The sequence below is a fragment of the Streptomyces sp. WMMC500 genome (assembly GCF_027497195.1).
GTDB lineage: Bacteria > Actinomycetota > Actinomycetes > Streptomycetales > Streptomycetaceae > Streptomyces.
Genome location: NZ_CP114905.1, coordinates 2,292,841 through 2,309,860, shown reverse-complemented (window position 1 = coordinate 2,309,860; position 17,020 = coordinate 2,292,841). Strand labels below are relative to the sequence as shown.

Sequence of the window (17,020 nt, the reverse complement as noted above, 5' to 3'; positions counted from 1 at the left end):
GCTACGGCGCCGGGGCCGGCGTCGGCGTTTCGGCCAGGTGGCAGGCCACGCCCGCCGAGGCGCCGTCCAGTACCGGCAGGTCCGTGCCGCGGCAGGCGTCCGCGACGCCTGCCGCGGCCGCCTCGCCGGAGGCGAGGTGTTGGCAACGGGCGTGGAACCGGCAGCCGCCCGGGATCCGTGCCGGGTCCGGCGGCTCGCCGGTCAGCACCACCGGCTCCGTCCCCGACTCCGGCAGCACCGACAGCAGGGCCTTCGTGTACGGGTGCCGCGGCGCGGTCAGCACCTCCTCCACCGGGCCCGCCTCCACGATCCGGCCCAGGTACATCACCGCCACCCGGTCCGCGATGTTCCACGCCAGCCCCAGGTCGTGGGTGACGACCAGCGCGGACAGCCCCAGTTCTGCGCGGAGCCGCAGCAGCAGGGCCAGGATCTCGCCGCGCACCGAGGCGTCGAGCGAGGCCACCGGCTCGTCCGCGACGATCAGCTCCGGGTCGAGGACGAGGGCGCCCGCGATGACCACGCGCTGGCGCTGCCCGCCGGACAGCTCGTGCGGGTAGCGCAGGAAGAAGCGCTCCGGCGGGCGCAGACCGGCCCGGGAGAGCGCGGAGGCAACCGCGGCGCGTTCGTCGCCGCGGTGGCCGTGGATGCGCAGGCCCTCGGCGACGGCGTCGTAGACGGTGTGCCGCGGGTTGAGCGACCCGCTGGGGTCCTGCAGCACGAGCTGCACCCGCCGGCGGTACGCCTTGAGCGCGCGGCTGCCGTACGCCAGCGGGGAGCCGCGGAACGCGACCTCGCCGGCGGTGGGGCGGACCAGGCCGAGGAGCGCGCGGGCCAGGGTGGTCTTGCCGCAGCCGGACTCGCCGACGAGGGCGACGATCTCGCCCGCGCCGATGGCCAGGTTGACGCCGTCGACCGCCCGGGCGGCCGGTGCGCCGTGCCGCCCGGGGAAGACGACCCGCAGCCCTTCGGCGGCGAGTAGCGGCTCCCCGGCGCCGCCCCGGTCCTCACCTACGTCCTTCTCCGCCGGCTCCCCGCTCACCGTGTCTCCTTCACGCTCTTGACGCTGTCCACGTGTACACACGCCGCCCGCCGCCCCGGGCCCGCCTCCCGCAGTCGCGGGTCCGCCGTCGCGCAGCTCTCCAGCGCCACCGGGCAGCGCGGGTGGAACGCGCAGCCCGGCGGCAGGTGTGCCGGGTCCGGCGGGTCGCCGGGCAGGCCCTGCGGTGCGCGGCGGTCCGCGGCGCGGCCGACGGTCGGGAACGCCGCCGCCAGCGCTCCGCTGTACGGGTGCTCCGCCGCCGTGAACACCCGCTGCGCCGGCCCCTCCTCGACGATCCGGCCCGCGTACATGACGGCCAGCCGGTCGCAGGTGTCCGACAGCACCGCCAGGTCGTGGCTGATCATCAGCAGGCTGATGCCCTGGTCGGCGACCAGCCGCTCGATGAGCCGCAGGATCTGCGCCTGGATCATCACGTCCAGCGCCGTCGTCGGCTCGTCGGCGACGATCAGCCGCGGCTCGCACGCCAGCGCCATCGCGATCATCACCCGCTGCCGCTGGCCGCCGGACAGCTCGTGCGGGTACGCCCCGCCCCGGGCGGCCGGCAGCCCGACCTGCTCCAGCAGCCCCTCCGCGCGCCGCCGGGCCGCACCCTGGGACGTCTCCAGCCGGTGCAGCAGGATCGGCTCGGCGATCTGGTCGCGGACGCGGTGCACGGCGTTGAGCGAGTGCATCGCGCCCTGGAAGACGATCGACGCTCCCGCCCAGCGCACCGCGCGCAGCCGCCCCCACGCCATGGTGAGCACGTCCTCGCCGTCGAGCAGGATCTCCCCGCCCAGCCGCGCCGAGCGCGGCAGCAGCCGCAGCAGCGCCAGCGCCAGCGTCGACTTGCCGCAGCCCGACTCCCCGGCGAGGCCGAGCTTCTGCCCGGCGGCCAGGGTGAGGTCCACGCCGCGCACCGCGGGCACGGCTTCGGCGCCCGTACCGTACGTCACGTGCAGGTCGCGCACGTCGAGGAGCGTCACTTCGCCACCCCCAGCTTCGGGTTGAGCACGGACTCCAGCGCCCGGCCGGACAGCGTGAAGCACAGCGCGACCACCGCGATGGCGATGCCCGGCGGCACCAGGAACGACCAGTGCCCGGAGCTGATCGCGCCCGCCTCCCGGGCGTCCTGGAGCATGCCGCCCCAGGAGACGACCTGCGGGTCGCCCAGGCCGAGGAACGCGAGCGTGGCCTCGGTGAGGATGGCCTCGGAGATGACCAGGGTGGTCTGGGCGAGGACCAGCGGCATCACGTTCGGCAGCACGTGCCGGAGCATGATGTGCGTGTGCCCGCCGCCGAGCGCCCGGGCGCGCTCGACGTACGGGCGCGCCTCGATGGCCAGCGTCTGCGCCCGTACCAGCCGGGCGGTCTTGGGCCAGGCCGCCACGCCGATGGCGATGATGACCGTGGTGACCGAGCGGGACATCACCGTGGCCAGCACGATCGCCAGCACGAGTGTCGGCATGACGAGGAAGAAGTCCGTGACGCGCATCAGCACGCCGGACAGCCAGCCGCCGTAGTGCCCGGCGATCATGCCGACGAGGGTGCCGATGCCGACGGTCAGCGCGGCGGCCAGCAGCCCGACGGTGAGCGAGATGCGCGCTCCGTGGACGAGGAGGTCGAGGACGGAGCGGCCGAACTGGTCGGTGCCCAGCGGGAACGTCGTGCTGGGGTCCTCCAGCGCCGTGCCCGGCGCGTCGGTGACGCTGTCGGCGTCCGCGCCGACCAGCAGCGGCGCGGCCAGCGCCACGAACGCGATGACGACGAGCGCGACGAGGCCCACGAGGCCCGCGCGCTGCCGGCGGTACGCGCGCCAGAAGCGGGCCGCGGAGCGGCGCCGGCGCGCGCGGGCGAGTGCGCGCGGGTCGGTGCCGGCGGGTTCTGCGGGGGGCGTGACGGTGGGCTCGGGACCCGGCTCGCCGCCCAGTGCTTCCGTACTCATCGGCCCACCCGGGGATCGAACAGCGGATAGATCAGGTCGGCGACCACGCTCATCAGGATCATCGTGCCCGCGTAGACGATGAACAGGCCCTGGATCAGCGGCAGGTCGGGGACGCTCAGCGCCTGGTAGAACAGCCCGCCCAGGCCCGGCCAGGAGAAGACCGTCTCGACCAGGATGGAGCCGGCCGCGATGAAGCCGAGGTTGACGAAGACGAGCGTGATCGTCGGCAGCAGGGCGTTCGGCACGGCGTGCCGGCGGCGTACGAGGTCGTCGCGCAGCCCCTTGGCGCGGGCGGCCGTCAGGTAGTCGCTGCCCATCTCGTCGAGCAGCGAGGAGCGCATGACGAGCAGCGTCTGGGCGTAGCTCGCGGCCACGAGAGTGAGCACCGGCAGGACCATGTGGTGGATCACGTCCACGACGTACGCGAGGCCCTCCTCGCCGCCCGACTCCATGCCCCCGGTGGGGAACAGCCCGGGGATCGGCCCGATGCCGACGGAGAAGACGATGATGAGCAGCATCCCGAGCCAGAAGTGCGGCACCGACCAGAAGGTGAGCGCGATGCCCGTGTTGACCTTGTCGCCGAGCCCGCCGTGCCGCCAGGCGGCGCGCGTGCCGAGCCACAGCCCGAGCGCGCTGTAGAGCACCACCGCCGTGCCGGTGAGCAGCACGGTGGCCGGCACGCGCTCCCAGATGAGGTCCAGCACCGGCTTGTTGAACTGGTACGAGTCGCCGAGGTTGCCGGTCAGCGCGTCCCCGACGTAGTGCGTGAACTGCTCCCACAGCGGCAGGTCGAGGCCGTACTGCCGGCGCAGCGCGGCGAGTTGCTCGGCGTCGACCTTGCGGCCGTGCGTCATCGTCTTGACCGGGTCGCCGGGGATGATCCGGAAGAGGAAGAAGCTGGTGACGAGGATGGCGAAGAGGGAGACCGCGGCGCCGGCGAGCTTGCCCGCCACGTAGCTGAGGTAGGCGCGGCGGGAGCCGCCCGCGGCGCCGCGGGCGTCGGGTGCCGCCGGTGCCGACGGCGCCGTCTTCACGGCGGCGGGGGTGACGGGTGGGTCTGTCGTGGACATGGCCCTCGCTTTGCTCGGGTCGGTCGGGCGGGTGTCCGGCGCCGCGGCGCCGGACACCCCGGGGTGGCGAGGGTGCGTACCGGCTACTCGCGGTCCTCCGCCGTGGCCCGGCGGCGCAGCGTGAAGACCACGCCCGCCGCGACCGCCACGACGACCGCCGCGCCGCCGCCGAGCACCACGCCCGTCGCCGAGCCGCCGTCGTCGGACGCCTCGGCGGCCGGGACCGCGGTGGCCCAGCTCCAGGAGCCGTCCTGGCCCCAGATGTTGCCGTTGCCGGCGGGCATCGCGGTGATCGACTCGATGTGGTCGGTGCGGTACGCCTCCACGGAGTTCGGGTACGCCAGCACGTTCATGTACCCGGTGTCGTAGAGCACCGACTGCATCTCCCGGACTATCTCCGCGCGCTTGGCCGGGTCGTCGTAGGCCGCCAACTGCTCGGCGTAGAGCCGGTCGAAGTCCTTGTTGCAGATGAAGTTGTCCGTCTGCCCCACGACGTCCTCGGACGCCGGCAGCGCGGCGCAGGTGTGGATGGCCAGGACGAAGTCCGGGTCGGGGTTGACCGACCAGCCGTCGAAGGCGAGGTCGTACTCACCGGCGACCCACGGGTCGCCGACGTTGTCCAGGCACTGCAGGTCCAGGCCGATGCCCAGGTCGCCCCACCACTCCTCCAGGAACTTGCCCGCGGCCTTGTCCTTGGGGTCGGTGGCGTGGCACAGCATCCGGAAGTTCAGCGGCTTGCCGTCCTTGCCGACGCGCTTGCCGTCCTCCAGCTCGTAGCCCGCCTCGTCCAGCAGCCGCGCCGCCTTCCGCGGGTCGTACGCGATCTTCTGCTCGGCCGACGGCTTCCAGTGGTAGTCGGCGAAGCGCGGCGGGATGTAGCCCTCGCCCTCGACGCCGTGCCCCTGCAGCACCTTGTCCACGATCGCCGTACGGTCCACCGCGAGGAAGAGAGCCTCGCGCACCTTCGGGTCGAGCAGCGCCGGGTGGCCGTCGCCGAACTTGCGGCCCTTGACGTCTCGCGCCCCGGGGTTCGTGGCGATGGCCCAGAAGCGCCGGCCCTGGCCGTCGTTGACCTTGATGTCGGGCTGGCCCTTCAGGGACGCGGCGTGCGCCGGCGTCAGGTCCGGTACGAAGGACACCTCGCCCTTGCGCAGGGCGGCGACGGCGGCGTCGGTCTCCTTGTAGTACTTGAACGTCAGCTCGTCGAACTTCGGTGCGCCCCGCCAGAAGTTCTCGTTCGGCTCGAAGGTGACGTGCGAGTCGGTCTTGAAGTCCGTGAGGACGTACGGGCCGCTGCCGACGACCGGGAACTCGGCGTCGTTGTTGAACTTCCCGAGGTCGTCGACGTCCTGCCAGACGTGCTTGGGCACGATGGGCAGGTCCATCGAGTTCATCGTGGCCTGCGGCTCCTTCAGCTCCACGACGAGCGTGCGCGCGTCGGGCGCCGAGACCTTCGCGAAGTTGGCGACGTACGAGCCGTTGGCCGCGCCGGCGGCCTCGTCGGTCATCATCGTGTGGAACGTCCAGCGGGCGTCCTCCGCGGTCAGCGGCTTGCCGTCCGACCACTTCACGCCGTCGCGGATGGTGTACGTCCACGTCTTGCCCGCGTTCGTGGGCTCCCACTTCTCGGCCAGGCCCGGGATGGGCTCCTGCGTCTTGACGTCGTAGTTGACGAGGGAGTCGTACATGAGCCGGTTCAGGCTCGTGGCCACGAGGCTGACCGCGAGGAACGGGCTGAGCGAGTCGACGCTCTGCGCGACGGCGGCCGTCAGCACCTTCTTGTCGCCGTCGTCGCCGCCGTCGTCCTGGGCGGGCCGGGCCGCGGCCGGGCCGACGGCGGCGGCCCCGATCAGGGCGAGGGCCGCGGCGCCCGCGCAGAGCGCGCGGCGCAGCCGGCGGCCGGAGCGGGCGGCGGGGGTCGGTGGGCTGAGCGGGCCGGGCGTCGGGGCGTTCTCGTCGGTGGGCTGCATGACACCTCGCGGGCTGAAGGGGGCGGGATGCCGGGCTGACCGGCCCGGGGTCGGGTCTGTCTAGCGAGGTTGGTCTAACCATGTCAACGGCCGTGACCGGCCTGTACGAGGGCGATACCCGGCTGAAACGCGAATGAGGCCCGCGCCTTCAAAAAGGCTGCGGGCCTCATTGGTTCAACCCAATGGCGGCAGGCCGGGCGAACCGCGGCCGGGGCGGCGGGCGGATGCGCCCGGGGCGTCACCCGTACGGGCTCGGCCCCGACTGCGCCTGCGACGGGCCCGTGCCGGGAGCGCCACCCGGATAGCCGCCGCCGCCCGGGTAACCCCCGCCCGCGCCGTATCCCCCGGCGCCGCCGGACTGGCCGGGCAGCGGCGGCATCGCGTGCGGCGGCTGCTGGCCGCCCTCGCCGGTCCACAGGCCCTGCGCCTGCTGGGCGCGGGTGAAGTCCTCCGCGACGAGCGCGGCGAGGTTGAAGTACGCCTCCTTGGTCTTCGGCCGCATCATCGACAGGTCCAGCTCGGCACCGGCCGACAGGTGCTCGTCGAAGGGGATCACCTGCACCGCGCGGGTGCGCTGCTTGAAGTGGTTGACGATGTCGTCGATCTTGATCATCTTGGCCGTCTCGCGGACGCCCGAGATGACCGTGATGCTCCGCGACACCAGGTCCGCGTAGCCGTGGGCGTGCAGCCAGTCCAGCGTGGTGCTCGCGCTGGACGCGCCGTCGACGGACGGCGTGGCCACGACGATGAGCTGGTCGGCGAGGTCGAGCACGCCGCGCATGGCGCTGTAGAGCAGGCCCGTGCCCGAGTCGGTGAGGATCACCGGATACTGCTTGCCCAGCACGTCTATGACGCGGCGGTAGTCCTCGTCGTTGAACGTCGTGGAGACCGCCGGATCGACGTCGTTGGCGAGGATCTCCAGGCCGGAGGGCGCCTGCGAGGTGAACCGGCGGATGTCCATGTAGCTGTTCAGGTACGGGATCGCCGTCACCAGGTCGCGGATCGTCGCGCCGGTCTCGCGGCGCACCCGGCGGCCCAGCGTGCCGGCGTCCGGGTTGGCGTCGATCGCGATGACCTTGTCCTGCCGCTCGGCGGCGAGGGTCGCGCCGAGCGCGGTGGTGGTCGTCGTCTTACCGACGCCGCCCTTGAGGGAGATCACGGCGATGCGGTAGCAGGACAGCACCGGCGTGCGGACGAGGGCGATCTTGCGCTGCCGCTCCTCCTCGGCCGCCTTGCCGCCGAGCTTGAACCGGGACAGGCCGCCGCGCTCCGACTTGCGCTGCGGCTTGTGCTTGTCGTGCAGCAGTTGCTCGGAGGACAGCTCGACGGCGGCGGTGTAGCCCAGCGGGGCGTTGTGCACCGGCTGGCGGCGCTGCTCGGGCGTGACCTCGGGCCAGCCGCCGGACCGCGGGTCGCCGCCGGGCTGGGCGGGCTGGCCGGGCTGTGCCGGGGGCGCCGGGGACGTGGCGGGGGAGAGGGCGCCCTGGCCGGGGGCGCCGGGCTGGGAGCCGCCCGCGGGCGGCAGGCCGGGAGGCTGCTGGCCGGGGTGGCCGGGCTGGGCCTGCTGCGGGGGCTGGCCGGGCGGGCCCGGGTAGGCGCCGGGCTGTCCGGGCTGCTGTCCCGGTTGTCCGGGTTGGCCCTGCTGGCCCATCTGGCTGTGCTGTCCGGGCTGTCCGGGCTGCGCGCCGGGCGGCTGGGGCCAGCCGTAACCGCCCTGCGGGGCGCGGGAGTCGGGCTGCTGGCCGGCCGGGGGTACGGGCACGCCGGCGGGCGACGCCACGGTCCAGCCGGGCGGCGGCTCGGCGGCAGGCCCGGAGCGGGGCGCCTCGCCGGCGCCGGGCGGGGTGTGCGGGGCCGGGAGCCGGCTGCCGGGCGCGGAGTGCGTGCCGGGGGCGCCGGGCGGGGTGGCCGGCGGCGGCGAGGCCGGGGCCGCCGGGCCGGGGCCGCCGGCCGGCGGCGCGGACGCCGCGGGCGTGGCGCCGGCGGACTCCGGGGCGGCGCCGGGCACCGGGGTGCCGGGTGGGACGGCGCCCGGAGCGGGCTGGGCCGGGTACGGCTGCCCGGGCGGCGGGACGGCCGGCGGGGCGGAGGGCGCCGCCGGGGGAGCCGCGGGGGGCTGCGGTGCGGACTGCTCGGGTACGGGCTGCGGGGTGGGCGACTGCCAGGGTGCGCCCGCGGCGGGCGGCGGGCCGGACGGCAGGTCCGCCGCCGCGGGGCGCTGCGGCTCGGCGGCCGGGAACTGCGGGGGAAGCGGCGGCAGCGCCGTCGGCGAGGCGGAGTCGCCGGGGGCGGGCGCGGGGGCCCACGGGTTCGCACCGGCGGGCGCGCGGTCCGTCACGTACGGGCTGGCCTGCGGCGGCGCGTCCTGCGGCTCGTCGTCGCGGGCGGGCGCGGCGTCCGCCGGCACCCGGTCCTGCACCTCGGCGGCGGCGGCGGGCACGGCGTCGTTCGGCTCGTCGTCCGCGGGCGTACGGTCCTGGATCTCCGCGGCCTGCGCGCGCAGCGACGCGGGCGAGAAGCGCATGGTCGCGCCGCTCACCACGTCGCCCTTGTCCGGGTCGGCCGGCGCCTCGTCGTCGTCCTGGTCCTGGTCCTGCTCCTGTGCCGCCGGCGCCGCGCCGGGCGGGGCGTGGGCGACGAGCGGGGTCAGCGTCCGGGTGGCGTCGTCGCGGTACGGGGCGGGCGTACCCGCCTCGTCGGCGTCCGGCCGCGGGGGCGGCGCGAACTGCGGTGCGGGGAAGGCGGATTCCCCGGCCGCGGACGGGGCTTCGGCACCCGGGTCCGCGGCGGGCGGCGCCCCGGGCGGAGCCGGCCAGGCGGCCCCCGCCTCCGGCGCCTCGGCGCCGTCAGTGGGAGCGTCGGCCCCGCCGTCCGCGGTCGCCGGGCCGCCGGCGAAGGCGGGCCACGCGGACCCGGACTCCGCGGGCTCGTCGGTGTCGGCCTCGGGCACGCTGCTCCGCCAGCCGTCGACGGCCGGGGCACCGGCCGGGTCCGGCGCCGCCGCGGCGGCCTCGTCGCCGTCCGCCTCCGCGGCGGCCGTGAACGGCCGGCCCGTTCCCGCGTCGGACCCCTCGCTCGCGTCCGCGGCCGGCGCGGCGGGGCTGTGCCAGTCGGTGCCGGACGCCCCGGAGTCTGCCGCGGGGGCCTCGCCGGTCTCGTCGGCGTCCGCGGTGGCCGCGGCCGGTTCGTCGTCGGCCGGTTCGTCGTCGTCAGCCCTGTCAGCGGACGTGCTCGCGGGCGGGAAGGGCCACCCCGAATCCGGCCCGGTGCTGCGCCACGTCTCGTCGGCCCTGTCGTCCTCGTCCGCCTCGGCCGCCGGCCCGGGGAAGGCGCCGGAGTCCTCGTCGCCGGACGCGTCGGTGGTCTCCGCGCCGGTGAACTCCTCGGCGGCGGCGGGCCACGCCGCGCCGGTGTCCGGGTCGTCGTCCGCGCCGGCGGGCTCCTCGTCCGGCTCAGAACCGGCGGAGTCGGAGTCCTGCTCGTCGTACGCCGCCGTCTCCCGGTCGTCCGTCTCGTCGGTGCCCGCCGTCGTCGCGGAGGCGCCGCCTCCGTACCAACTCGGCGCGCTCACCGGGGACGACGTGAACTCCTCTGCCTCCGCCGCCGGCTCGTCGTCCGTCTCGTCCGCCGCGGCCTCCGGCACCTCCGGGGCCACCGGCAGCGCGGCGAACGCCACCGCGCCCGGGTCCGTCGCCGCCGTCAGCGGCGGGGAGTCGTCCTCGGCCGCGTACGCCTCGTCCTGGTCGTCGTCGTCCTGGTGGTCGTCCACGTCCGGGTCCTCGGCGGGCTCCGCGGCCTCCGGTGCCGTCTCCGGCGTCGCGGGAGGCTCCGGAGCCGGCGACGGCTCGTCCGGCAGCGTCAGCAGGAACGGCGGCGGCGTCATCGACTCCGGCACCGGCCCGGGGGCCTGCGCGTGGGCGGCGGTGAAGCCGTTGGGCAACGGGGGCATCGCCGAGCCGGCGTGGGACGAGCCGGTGCCCGCCTCCTCGTCCTGTCTGGGGGCCGGGGCCGGCACCCCCTGCGTGTACCAGGCCGCGGGCGCCGGGCCGGTGGTGAACTCGCCCGTGCCCTCCGCCTCCGTACCGGACCGCTCGACATCGGGGCTGGTCCGGCCCGCGCCGTTCTCGTCCCGATCGCTGCTCACTGTGCCTCCCGTATCCCCTCGCACCACGGCGGTCGTGCCGGCGCCTGCCCGGTGCCGTGTGCCTCTCCCACCCTAAGGGGAGTACCGAGCGCGTCGGCAGGCCGGACTGTCGCAATCGGCAACGGATGTGTCACCGTTCAGAACACCGGTCCCGCGGTGGGCGCGGCGCACCCCTGCCGGCCGTCCGCCCGACGGCCGCTCAGAACACCGGGTTTGCGGTCAGCGACCCCGTGTAGAGGACGAACACCCTGTTGTCCGCCGCGGCCATGGTCCAGTCGTCCCGCTCACGCGACGTGCGGCGATCCTCCCACGCCACCCTGCCCTTGGCGATGTCGTAGACCTTCAGGGCGTCGGGGTCGAAGTTCGAAGTCGTCCCGGCCCACAGCGAGTTCCCCTGGATCACCGGCGGGTACTTGAGCGCGACCGCCAGGGCCTCGTCGGTCCACTCGGTCTCCCGCGTCTTCGCGTTCCGCACGACGAGCTTCGCGTCGTTCACGGCGTAGAGCAGGCCGTCGTGCAGCGCAGGCGCGCTCCAGATGTACTCGCCCTTCGGCTTCTCGTTCCACTCCGGCTCGCCGTCGCCCTTCAGCGCGTACGCCGTCAGCCCGTCCCCGCCCGCGTACACGAAGCCCCCGCCGACCGCGCACGGCATCGCGTACGAGCTGCGCTTCGGGGTGTCCCACACCGTCTTGCCGTCCTCGGTGTCGACCACCGCGAGCTTGCCGTCCGAGCCGGAGAGCACGAGCATGCCGTCGGCCGTCGTGGCCCACGCCGGCTTGCTGACGGACGACTGGACCGGCAGCTCGACCGTCCACCGCTCCCTGCCCCCGGTGCCGACCGCGCGCAGCTCGCCGTCCTTCGTCGTCACGTACGCCGCGTTCGCGTCGCCCGCGAGCACGACCTCCGCCCGGGCGTCCGGCGCCGACCACTGCTCGCGCCGGTCCCGCCCGCGCAGCCCGTACAGGGCGCCGTCGGCGTCCGCGGCGGCGAACGTGTTCTCGTCGAGCGCCGCCGCGCGGGCCGCCGCAGCGGCGTCCTCCTGGCGCCACTTCTGCTTGCCGGTGCGGATGTCCAGGCCCGCGATGGTGCCGTCGGCCATCGCGACGACCAGCGTCTCGCGCAGCGGGAGCAGCAGCGGCGCATCGGAGTTGAGCCCGCTTATCGGGCCCCAGAGAGCCGCGGGGGCGTTGTTCGCGCTGTAGCCCTTCAGCGGCTGCGCCGCCCACGGGTCGCGCTGGGGCGCCGCGGTCGTGCCGCCGTCGTCCTTGCCCAGCCACCACCAGGCGGCCGTGCCCGCGCTCGCCGCCACCACCGCGCCCCCGGTGCCGAGCGCGACCAGCAGCCGCCGCCGCGAAGGGCCCGGCACCTGGGTGTCGCCGGCCGCGGGGAGCGCGGCGAGGCGGGCCGCCTCGTGCTCGCGGCCCGCGATGTCCTCGGCGAGCGGGCCCCGCTGCCAGACGGCCTCGGCGCCGGGCGGCGGGGCGAGGGCGGCGGCGATCTGCGGCGGAGTGGGGCGGTACGCGGGGTCCTTGGCCAGGCAGGGGGCGATCAGCGGGTACAGGTCGGGCGGCAGCCCTTCGAGCCGCGGCTCCCCGTGCACCACTTCGTACTGCACGGCGGCCACATGGCTGCCCTGGTACGCCGTCTGCCCCGTCGCCGCCAGCGTGAGCACGGCGCCCAGCGCGAAGACGTCCGCCGGCGGGCCCACGCGCTGCCCGAGCACCTGCTCCGGCGGCCCGTAGCCCGGGGTGACGGGGGCCTCGCCGGTGCTGGTGAGCGTCAGGCCGTGCTCGGGGCGGGCGATGCCGAAGTCGATGATGCGCGGCCCGGTCGCGGTCAGCACGATGTTGGGCGGCTTGACGTCGCGGTGGACGAGGCCGGCCGCGTGGATGTCGGTGAGCGTGCTCGCCAGCGCCGCGCCGACCGCGCGCAGCGCCGTGCCGTCCAGCGGCCCGTAGCGCTCGACGGCCTCGGCGAGGGTCGGCCCGGCGAGGAACTCGCAGGCGATCCACGGCCGGCCGCCCTCCGTCTCGGCGCCGAGCACCCGCGCCACGCCGGGGCTCTGCACGGCCTGCGCGGCGTGCGCCTCGCGCACGAAGCGCTGCGCGAGGTTCGACTGGTGGGCCAGCTCCGGCCGCAGCACCTTGATCGCGGCGGGGCGCCCGGAGGAGTCCCGGCCGAGGTACACCTTGCCCATGCCGCCCGCGCCGAGCACGCCGATGAGGCGGTACGGGCCGAGGCGCAGCGGGTCTCCGGTGCCGAGGGGTTTCATGGACGTGCCGCTCCTGGTGGAAGTTCCTACTGAAGGGGGAGCCCGCGCACTTCGGCTGCGGTGACGACGAGGACGACCTTCGCGTCGTCCTGTTCGAGGACCATGGGGCGCTCGTTGTCCTCGGGCCCTCGGTACGACCAGGCCGTCCGGTGCTCCTCAAGGTCGACCGCCCGCACCCAGTCGCGCCCGCCGGTGCCCACGTACGCGTACTTCTTGCCGACCACGGGCGCGACGATGAACGCCTGCGGCCCGGCCCAGTCGGCCTTGGCCTCCCACTCGACCTCGCCGCTGGCGCCGTCGATGGCGATGAGGCCGTTGCCGTTCTCGACGACGTAGACCTTGCCGTCCTTGACCGCGGGGGTGCCGTACAGGCGGGTGTCGGGGCCGAGGGCGGCGCGGGCCTCGCGGTCCTTGCCGAGGGACCAGCCCACCTCGCCGTCGGACAGCTTCAGCGCGGTCAGGTCGCGCAGGCCGAGGAGGACGTGGCCCGCGGCGGTGGGGAACTGCTGCAGCCCGGCGAGCGACTCGCGGTCCGCCTCCGGCGCCTTCCAGGTCCAGCGCTCCTCGCCGGTCCTGGCGTCGAGGCACGTCAGGGTGGACTCGACGCGGATGAGCGCCTCGTTCTTCGTCAGGGCGGTGGCGTACGAGGGGCCGGTGTCGGGGGACTTGTTGTCGTACCCCCACAGCAGCTTCCCGGTCTTCATGTCCGCCGCCACGAACTGCGAGGCCCACGGCGTCTTCTCGACGATGCGTTCCTTCGTCTTCTTGTCGCGGTAGACCCGGGTGACCCAGCGGGCGGTCGCCCGCATCAGCACGATGCCGTTCTCGGCGGCCTCGATGGCCGTTCCCTTGATGTCCGCCCCGTTGAGGACGACGTCCTCCTCCTGCTCGCCCGTCTCGGGGTCGTTGGTGAAGAGCGCGTGGGTGCCCTCGCCCGACACGCTGCGGCTGGCGAGGGAGAAGAACCCGGAGTCGTCGCCGATGATGCCGGTGGACGGGGAGACGAACTCGCTGACCCCCCGCAGCTTCCCGTTGCGCGCGTCCACGAACTGCCCGCCGCCGGCCGTGGTGAGGAGCAGCACGTAGTTGCGGCCGGTGGCCAGGCTGAACGCGCCGCCGCCGCCGACGACCGGGCGCGTCCACAGCTCCTTCGGCGCCTTCGGCTTCTTCGCCTCGGGCTTGGCCTCCGGCTCCTTCTCGTCGTCGCGGAGGAACGCCCACGCCCCGGCTCCCGCGCCGCCGACCGCCACGGCGCCCGCGCCCGCGAGCGCCAGCACCTTGCGCCGCGACGGACCGGATGCCGCGCCCGACTGGGTCTCCATGGCGGCCTGCTCCGGCGACGGCAGCCGGGGCGGCTGCGGCTGCCAGGCGACGGCGGCGCGGCGCAGGATGTCGGCGTGCAGCGCGTCCGGGAGATGGTCGGCGAAGTCCGCCGCGCCGCCCGGCAGTCCCTCGGCGAGCAGCCCCGCCAGTTCGTCGGTGCCGGGGCGCGTCTCCGGCTCCTTGGCCAGGCAGCGCTGGAGCAGCGGCAGCAGCCCCGCGGGCACGCCGGACAGGTCGGCCTCGCCGTAGCGGACCCGGTACAGCAGGTCCGCGGCCTGCCCGCCGCCGAAGGGCCCGTGGCCCGTACAGGCGAAGACCAGCACGCCCGCGAGCGCGAACACGTCGCCGACCGGGGTGTGTTCGACGCCGGACGCCTGCTCGGGCGACATGAAGGCGGGGGTGCCCGCCGCGGTGCCGGTACGGGTCAGGTGGTCGTCGCCCGCCGCGCGGGCGATGCCGAAGTCGATGACCTTCGGCCCCGACGAGGTCAGCAGGATGTTCGACGGCTTCAGGTCGCGGTGGACGACGCCGGAGCGGTGCAACTGCCCCAGCGCCTCGCAGAGCGCGGCGCCGAGCGCCCGCGTCGTGGTCTCGGGCAGCGGGCCGGACACCGCGACCGCCTCGTCCAGCGGCGGGCCGAGCACGTACTCGGTCGCCAGCCACGGCGTCTCGGCCAGCGGGTCGGCGTCGACGACCTCGGCGCCGTAGCGGTCGCCGATGACGCGGGCGGCGTCGGTCTCCAGCCGGAACCGGGTGCGGAACTCGGCGCCCGCGGTGCCGGCCTCGCCGCTGACGAGGTCGGCGTGCATGGTCTTCAGCGCCACGGTGCGCCCGCCCGCGGAGCGGGCGAGGTAGACGGTGCCCATGCCGCCGCTGCCGAGGCGGGAGACGAGCCGGTACGGGCCCAACTGCTGCGGGTCGTCGTGGGTGAGGGGCGTAACCATGGGATCAGTCCACCGGGAGTGCGTAGAGGGCGTCCTTGGACAGGACGAGGGCGATGCCGTCGTCCGCGGCGAGCACCCGGCCGGAGACGCCGGGGCCGTCGTCGGAGGAAGACCCGCCCTCGCTGACCGTCGCGAACCGCCACAGCGGCGCGCCGTCGCGGGTGTCGAAAGCCTGTACCTCGGCGTCGTTGCTGTAGAAGAGGGTCCGGCCGGTGCCGCTGAGGACGACGTCCGTGACGTCGAACCGGCCGCCGGAGTAGACCGGGGTACGCCACACCGGCTTGCCGTTCTGTACCGACAGCGCCGTCACCGCGGCACCCTGCGTGCCGTACAGCACGCGGGAGCGCGCATCGGTCAGCTCACTGAAGAAGTGCTCCTTCGTCGGGCGCTCCCACAACTTCTTGGCGCCGCGCATCTCGAACCCCCGCAGCGTGTCGGCCTCGTTGTCCGGGCTGACGAGCGTCCCGGCGTCGGTCGCGAAGGTGCCGGGACCGTCGTAGTCCTTGATGTCCTCGAACTTCTGCTCCCACGCCTTGTCGCCGCTGCGCCGGTCGAGCGCGAGGTACGTGAAGGCGAAGCCGGAGGTGGGGGCGCTGGGGATGAGGAGTTCGCGCCCGCGGATCTTCATCCTCTCGCCGTCGCTGAGCGGAGTGTCGCTCAGGTCCCCGTAGCCCTCGGGCAGCGGCTTGTTCCACACCTCCTCGCCCTTGCGGGTGTCGTACGCCACCATGGCGAACTTCTCCAGGTCGGAACCGACCGTGGCCAGGAAGTAGAGGATCCCGTCGGCGGCGCCGACGGCCTCCTGGAGGGCCAGCTTGCTGTTCAGCGAGTATTCCTCGATGGGGCCCTTCGACTTGCCGCCGGCCAGCTCGACGACTTCGATGCCGCTCAGAGTCCCCGTGACGAGCGCCTCGCCCCGGCCGAGGTCGATCAGCGGTGCGTCCGCGAACACGTCGGAGTCCCACGCCTTCTTGCCGGTGCGCACGTTCACGGCGGTGAGGGCGCCCATCGTCTGCACGACGGCGATCCTGCCGATGAGGCTGACCACCCTGGCCTCCTGGCCCTGCAGCGGGTACTGCCACAGCGGCTTGGGCGGGGCGCCCTTCGCGGGGGTGGTGCGGTAGACGGGTGGATCCTCCTTCGTCGCACGGCGGTACGCGTAGACGCCGCCCCCGCCGACCGCGAGGCCCGCGGCGCCGAAGGCGAGGCCGCGCAGCAGCGCGCGGCGGCCCGGGCGCGCCGGGGACACGGAGGTCTCCCCGAGGCCGGCCCCGGCCGACGTGTCCGGCGTCTGCCCGGGGAGGGGCGGGCCACCGGGCCCGCCCGGCGCGCCGGGGCCCGGCGGGGGCGTGAGCGGGCCCTGCGCCGGCAGCGCCGGCACCTGGGCGGCCAGCGCCGCCGCCACGGCACCGGGCACCTGCTCCTGCCCCGGCTCCGCGGGCAGGGCCTGCTGCGCCTGCTGGAGCTGTTGCAGCAGCGCGTCCGCGCGGGGGCGCTGTGCCGGGTCCGGGGCGAGGCAGCCCGCGAGGACCGCGGCCAGCGGCTCCGGCACCGCGCCCGGGTCGGGGGAGTGGGCGCCGGTGGCGGCGTACGCCAGCACCACGCCCAGCGCGTAGATGTCGCCCAGCGGCCGGGGCACCCCGCCGGCGTGCTGCTCGGGCGGCAGCCACGCGGGCGGCAGCCCGGGCACCGCGGTACGCGGGCCGTCGCCCGGCGCCGCCGCGCGCACCGCGCCGTACGCGACGAGGCGCGGCCCGGCCGCCGTCAGCAGCACGGCGGCGGGCGTCAGCCCCGCGTACACCAGACCCTGGGCGTGCGCCTGCAGCACCGCGGCGGCCAGCGAGACCCCCACCTGGCAGACGTACGGCACCGGCAGCGGCCCGCCGTGCGCCGCCAGCGCCGCGGGCAGCGGCAGCGCGGGCGCGCAGTCGTACGCCACCCACGGCTCCTCGTCCTGCGGCGCCACCCCGGCCACCGGCGCGGCGGCCGGTCCCGCCAGCCGCGCGGAGGTACCGGCCTCGGAGGCGAACCTGACCCGGAAGCCGGGGTCGGCGGCGAGCGCGGCGGGCGGCGTCATGAGCACCACGACCCGGCCCAGCGGCTCGCTGAACGCCAGGTGGAACTGCGGCCCGTCGGCGCCGGGGCCGCCCTCCGGGGCGTACGGGCCGAGCGGCGCGACGATCCGGTGCGGGCCCACGCCCTGCCGCGGGCCGCCGGCGGTCGTGCCGCCCGCGGCGCCCGTCGCGCCACCGGTCGCGCCGCCGTTCGGGCCGCCGGAGCCGGTCAACGTGTGCATACGAACAATCCCCCTTGCCG

9 protein-coding genes are annotated in these 17,020 nt (G+C 75.4%); all 9 read right to left on the bottom strand.

Annotated elements, in window-relative coordinates:
* Position 1 precedes the first annotated feature (1 nt).
* The 9 genes from O7599_RS09340 to O7599_RS09300 all read right to left on the bottom strand — a co-directional run bounded on the left by O7599_RS09340 (position 2) and on the right by O7599_RS09300 (position 17,000).
* Positions 2–1,039, bottom strand: a complete 1,038-nt coding sequence (locus O7599_RS09340) for an ABC transporter ATP-binding protein (protein ID WP_281621664.1) — start codon at positions 1,037–1,039, stop codon at positions 2–4.
* Positions 1,036–2,022 carry an ABC transporter ATP-binding protein gene (locus tag O7599_RS09335; protein WP_281621663.1) on the bottom strand — a complete coding sequence of 329 codons (987 nt, stop codon included), beginning with the start codon at positions 2,020–2,022 and terminating at the stop codon, positions 1,036–1,038. Before O7599_RS09335 ends, O7599_RS09340 begins: the two co-directional genes overlap by 4 nt.
* Positions 2,019–2,981, bottom strand: coding sequence for an ABC transporter permease (locus O7599_RS09330; protein ID WP_281621662.1), 963 nt, complete (start codon positions 2,979–2,981; stop codon positions 2,019–2,021). The genes O7599_RS09335 and O7599_RS09330 overlap by 4 nt, the downstream gene beginning before the upstream one ends.
* The gene (locus O7599_RS09325; protein WP_281621661.1) at positions 2,978–4,051 is read right to left on the bottom strand and encodes an ABC transporter permease; all 1,074 of its coding nucleotides are present in this window, start codon (positions 4,049–4,051) and stop codon (positions 2,978–2,980) included. The genes O7599_RS09330 and O7599_RS09325 overlap by 4 nt, the downstream gene beginning before the upstream one ends.
* Before the next feature lie 83 nt (positions 4,052–4,134).
* The gene (locus O7599_RS09320; protein ID WP_281621660.1) at positions 4,135–6,021 is read right to left on the bottom strand and encodes an ABC transporter substrate-binding protein; all 1,887 of its coding nucleotides are present in this window, start codon (positions 6,019–6,021) and stop codon (positions 4,135–4,137) included.
* A 238-nt stretch (positions 6,022–6,259) separates the two neighbouring features.
* On the bottom strand, positions 6,260–10,165 hold the full coding sequence (locus tag O7599_RS09315) for an SCO5717 family growth-regulating ATPase (protein WP_281621659.1): 3,906 nt from the start codon (positions 10,163–10,165) through the stop codon (positions 6,260–6,262).
* Positions 10,166–10,364: 199 nt separating this feature from the next.
* A complete protein-coding gene (locus O7599_RS09310; RefSeq protein ID WP_281621658.1) occupies positions 10,365–12,437 on the bottom strand; it encodes a protein kinase in 2,073 nt (690 codons plus the stop codon).
* A gap of 26 nt (positions 12,438–12,463) precedes the next feature.
* Positions 12,464–14,704, bottom strand: coding sequence for a protein kinase (locus O7599_RS09305; RefSeq protein WP_281621657.1), 2,241 nt, complete (start codon positions 14,702–14,704; stop codon positions 12,464–12,466).
* 4 nt (positions 14,705–14,708) lie between these two features.
* Positions 14,709–17,000 (bottom strand): PQQ-binding-like beta-propeller repeat protein, encoded by a 2,292-nt coding sequence (locus tag O7599_RS09300; protein ID WP_281621656.1) that lies wholly within the window; start codon positions 16,998–17,000, stop codon positions 14,709–14,711.
* Positions 17,001–17,020 lie beyond the last annotated feature (20 nt).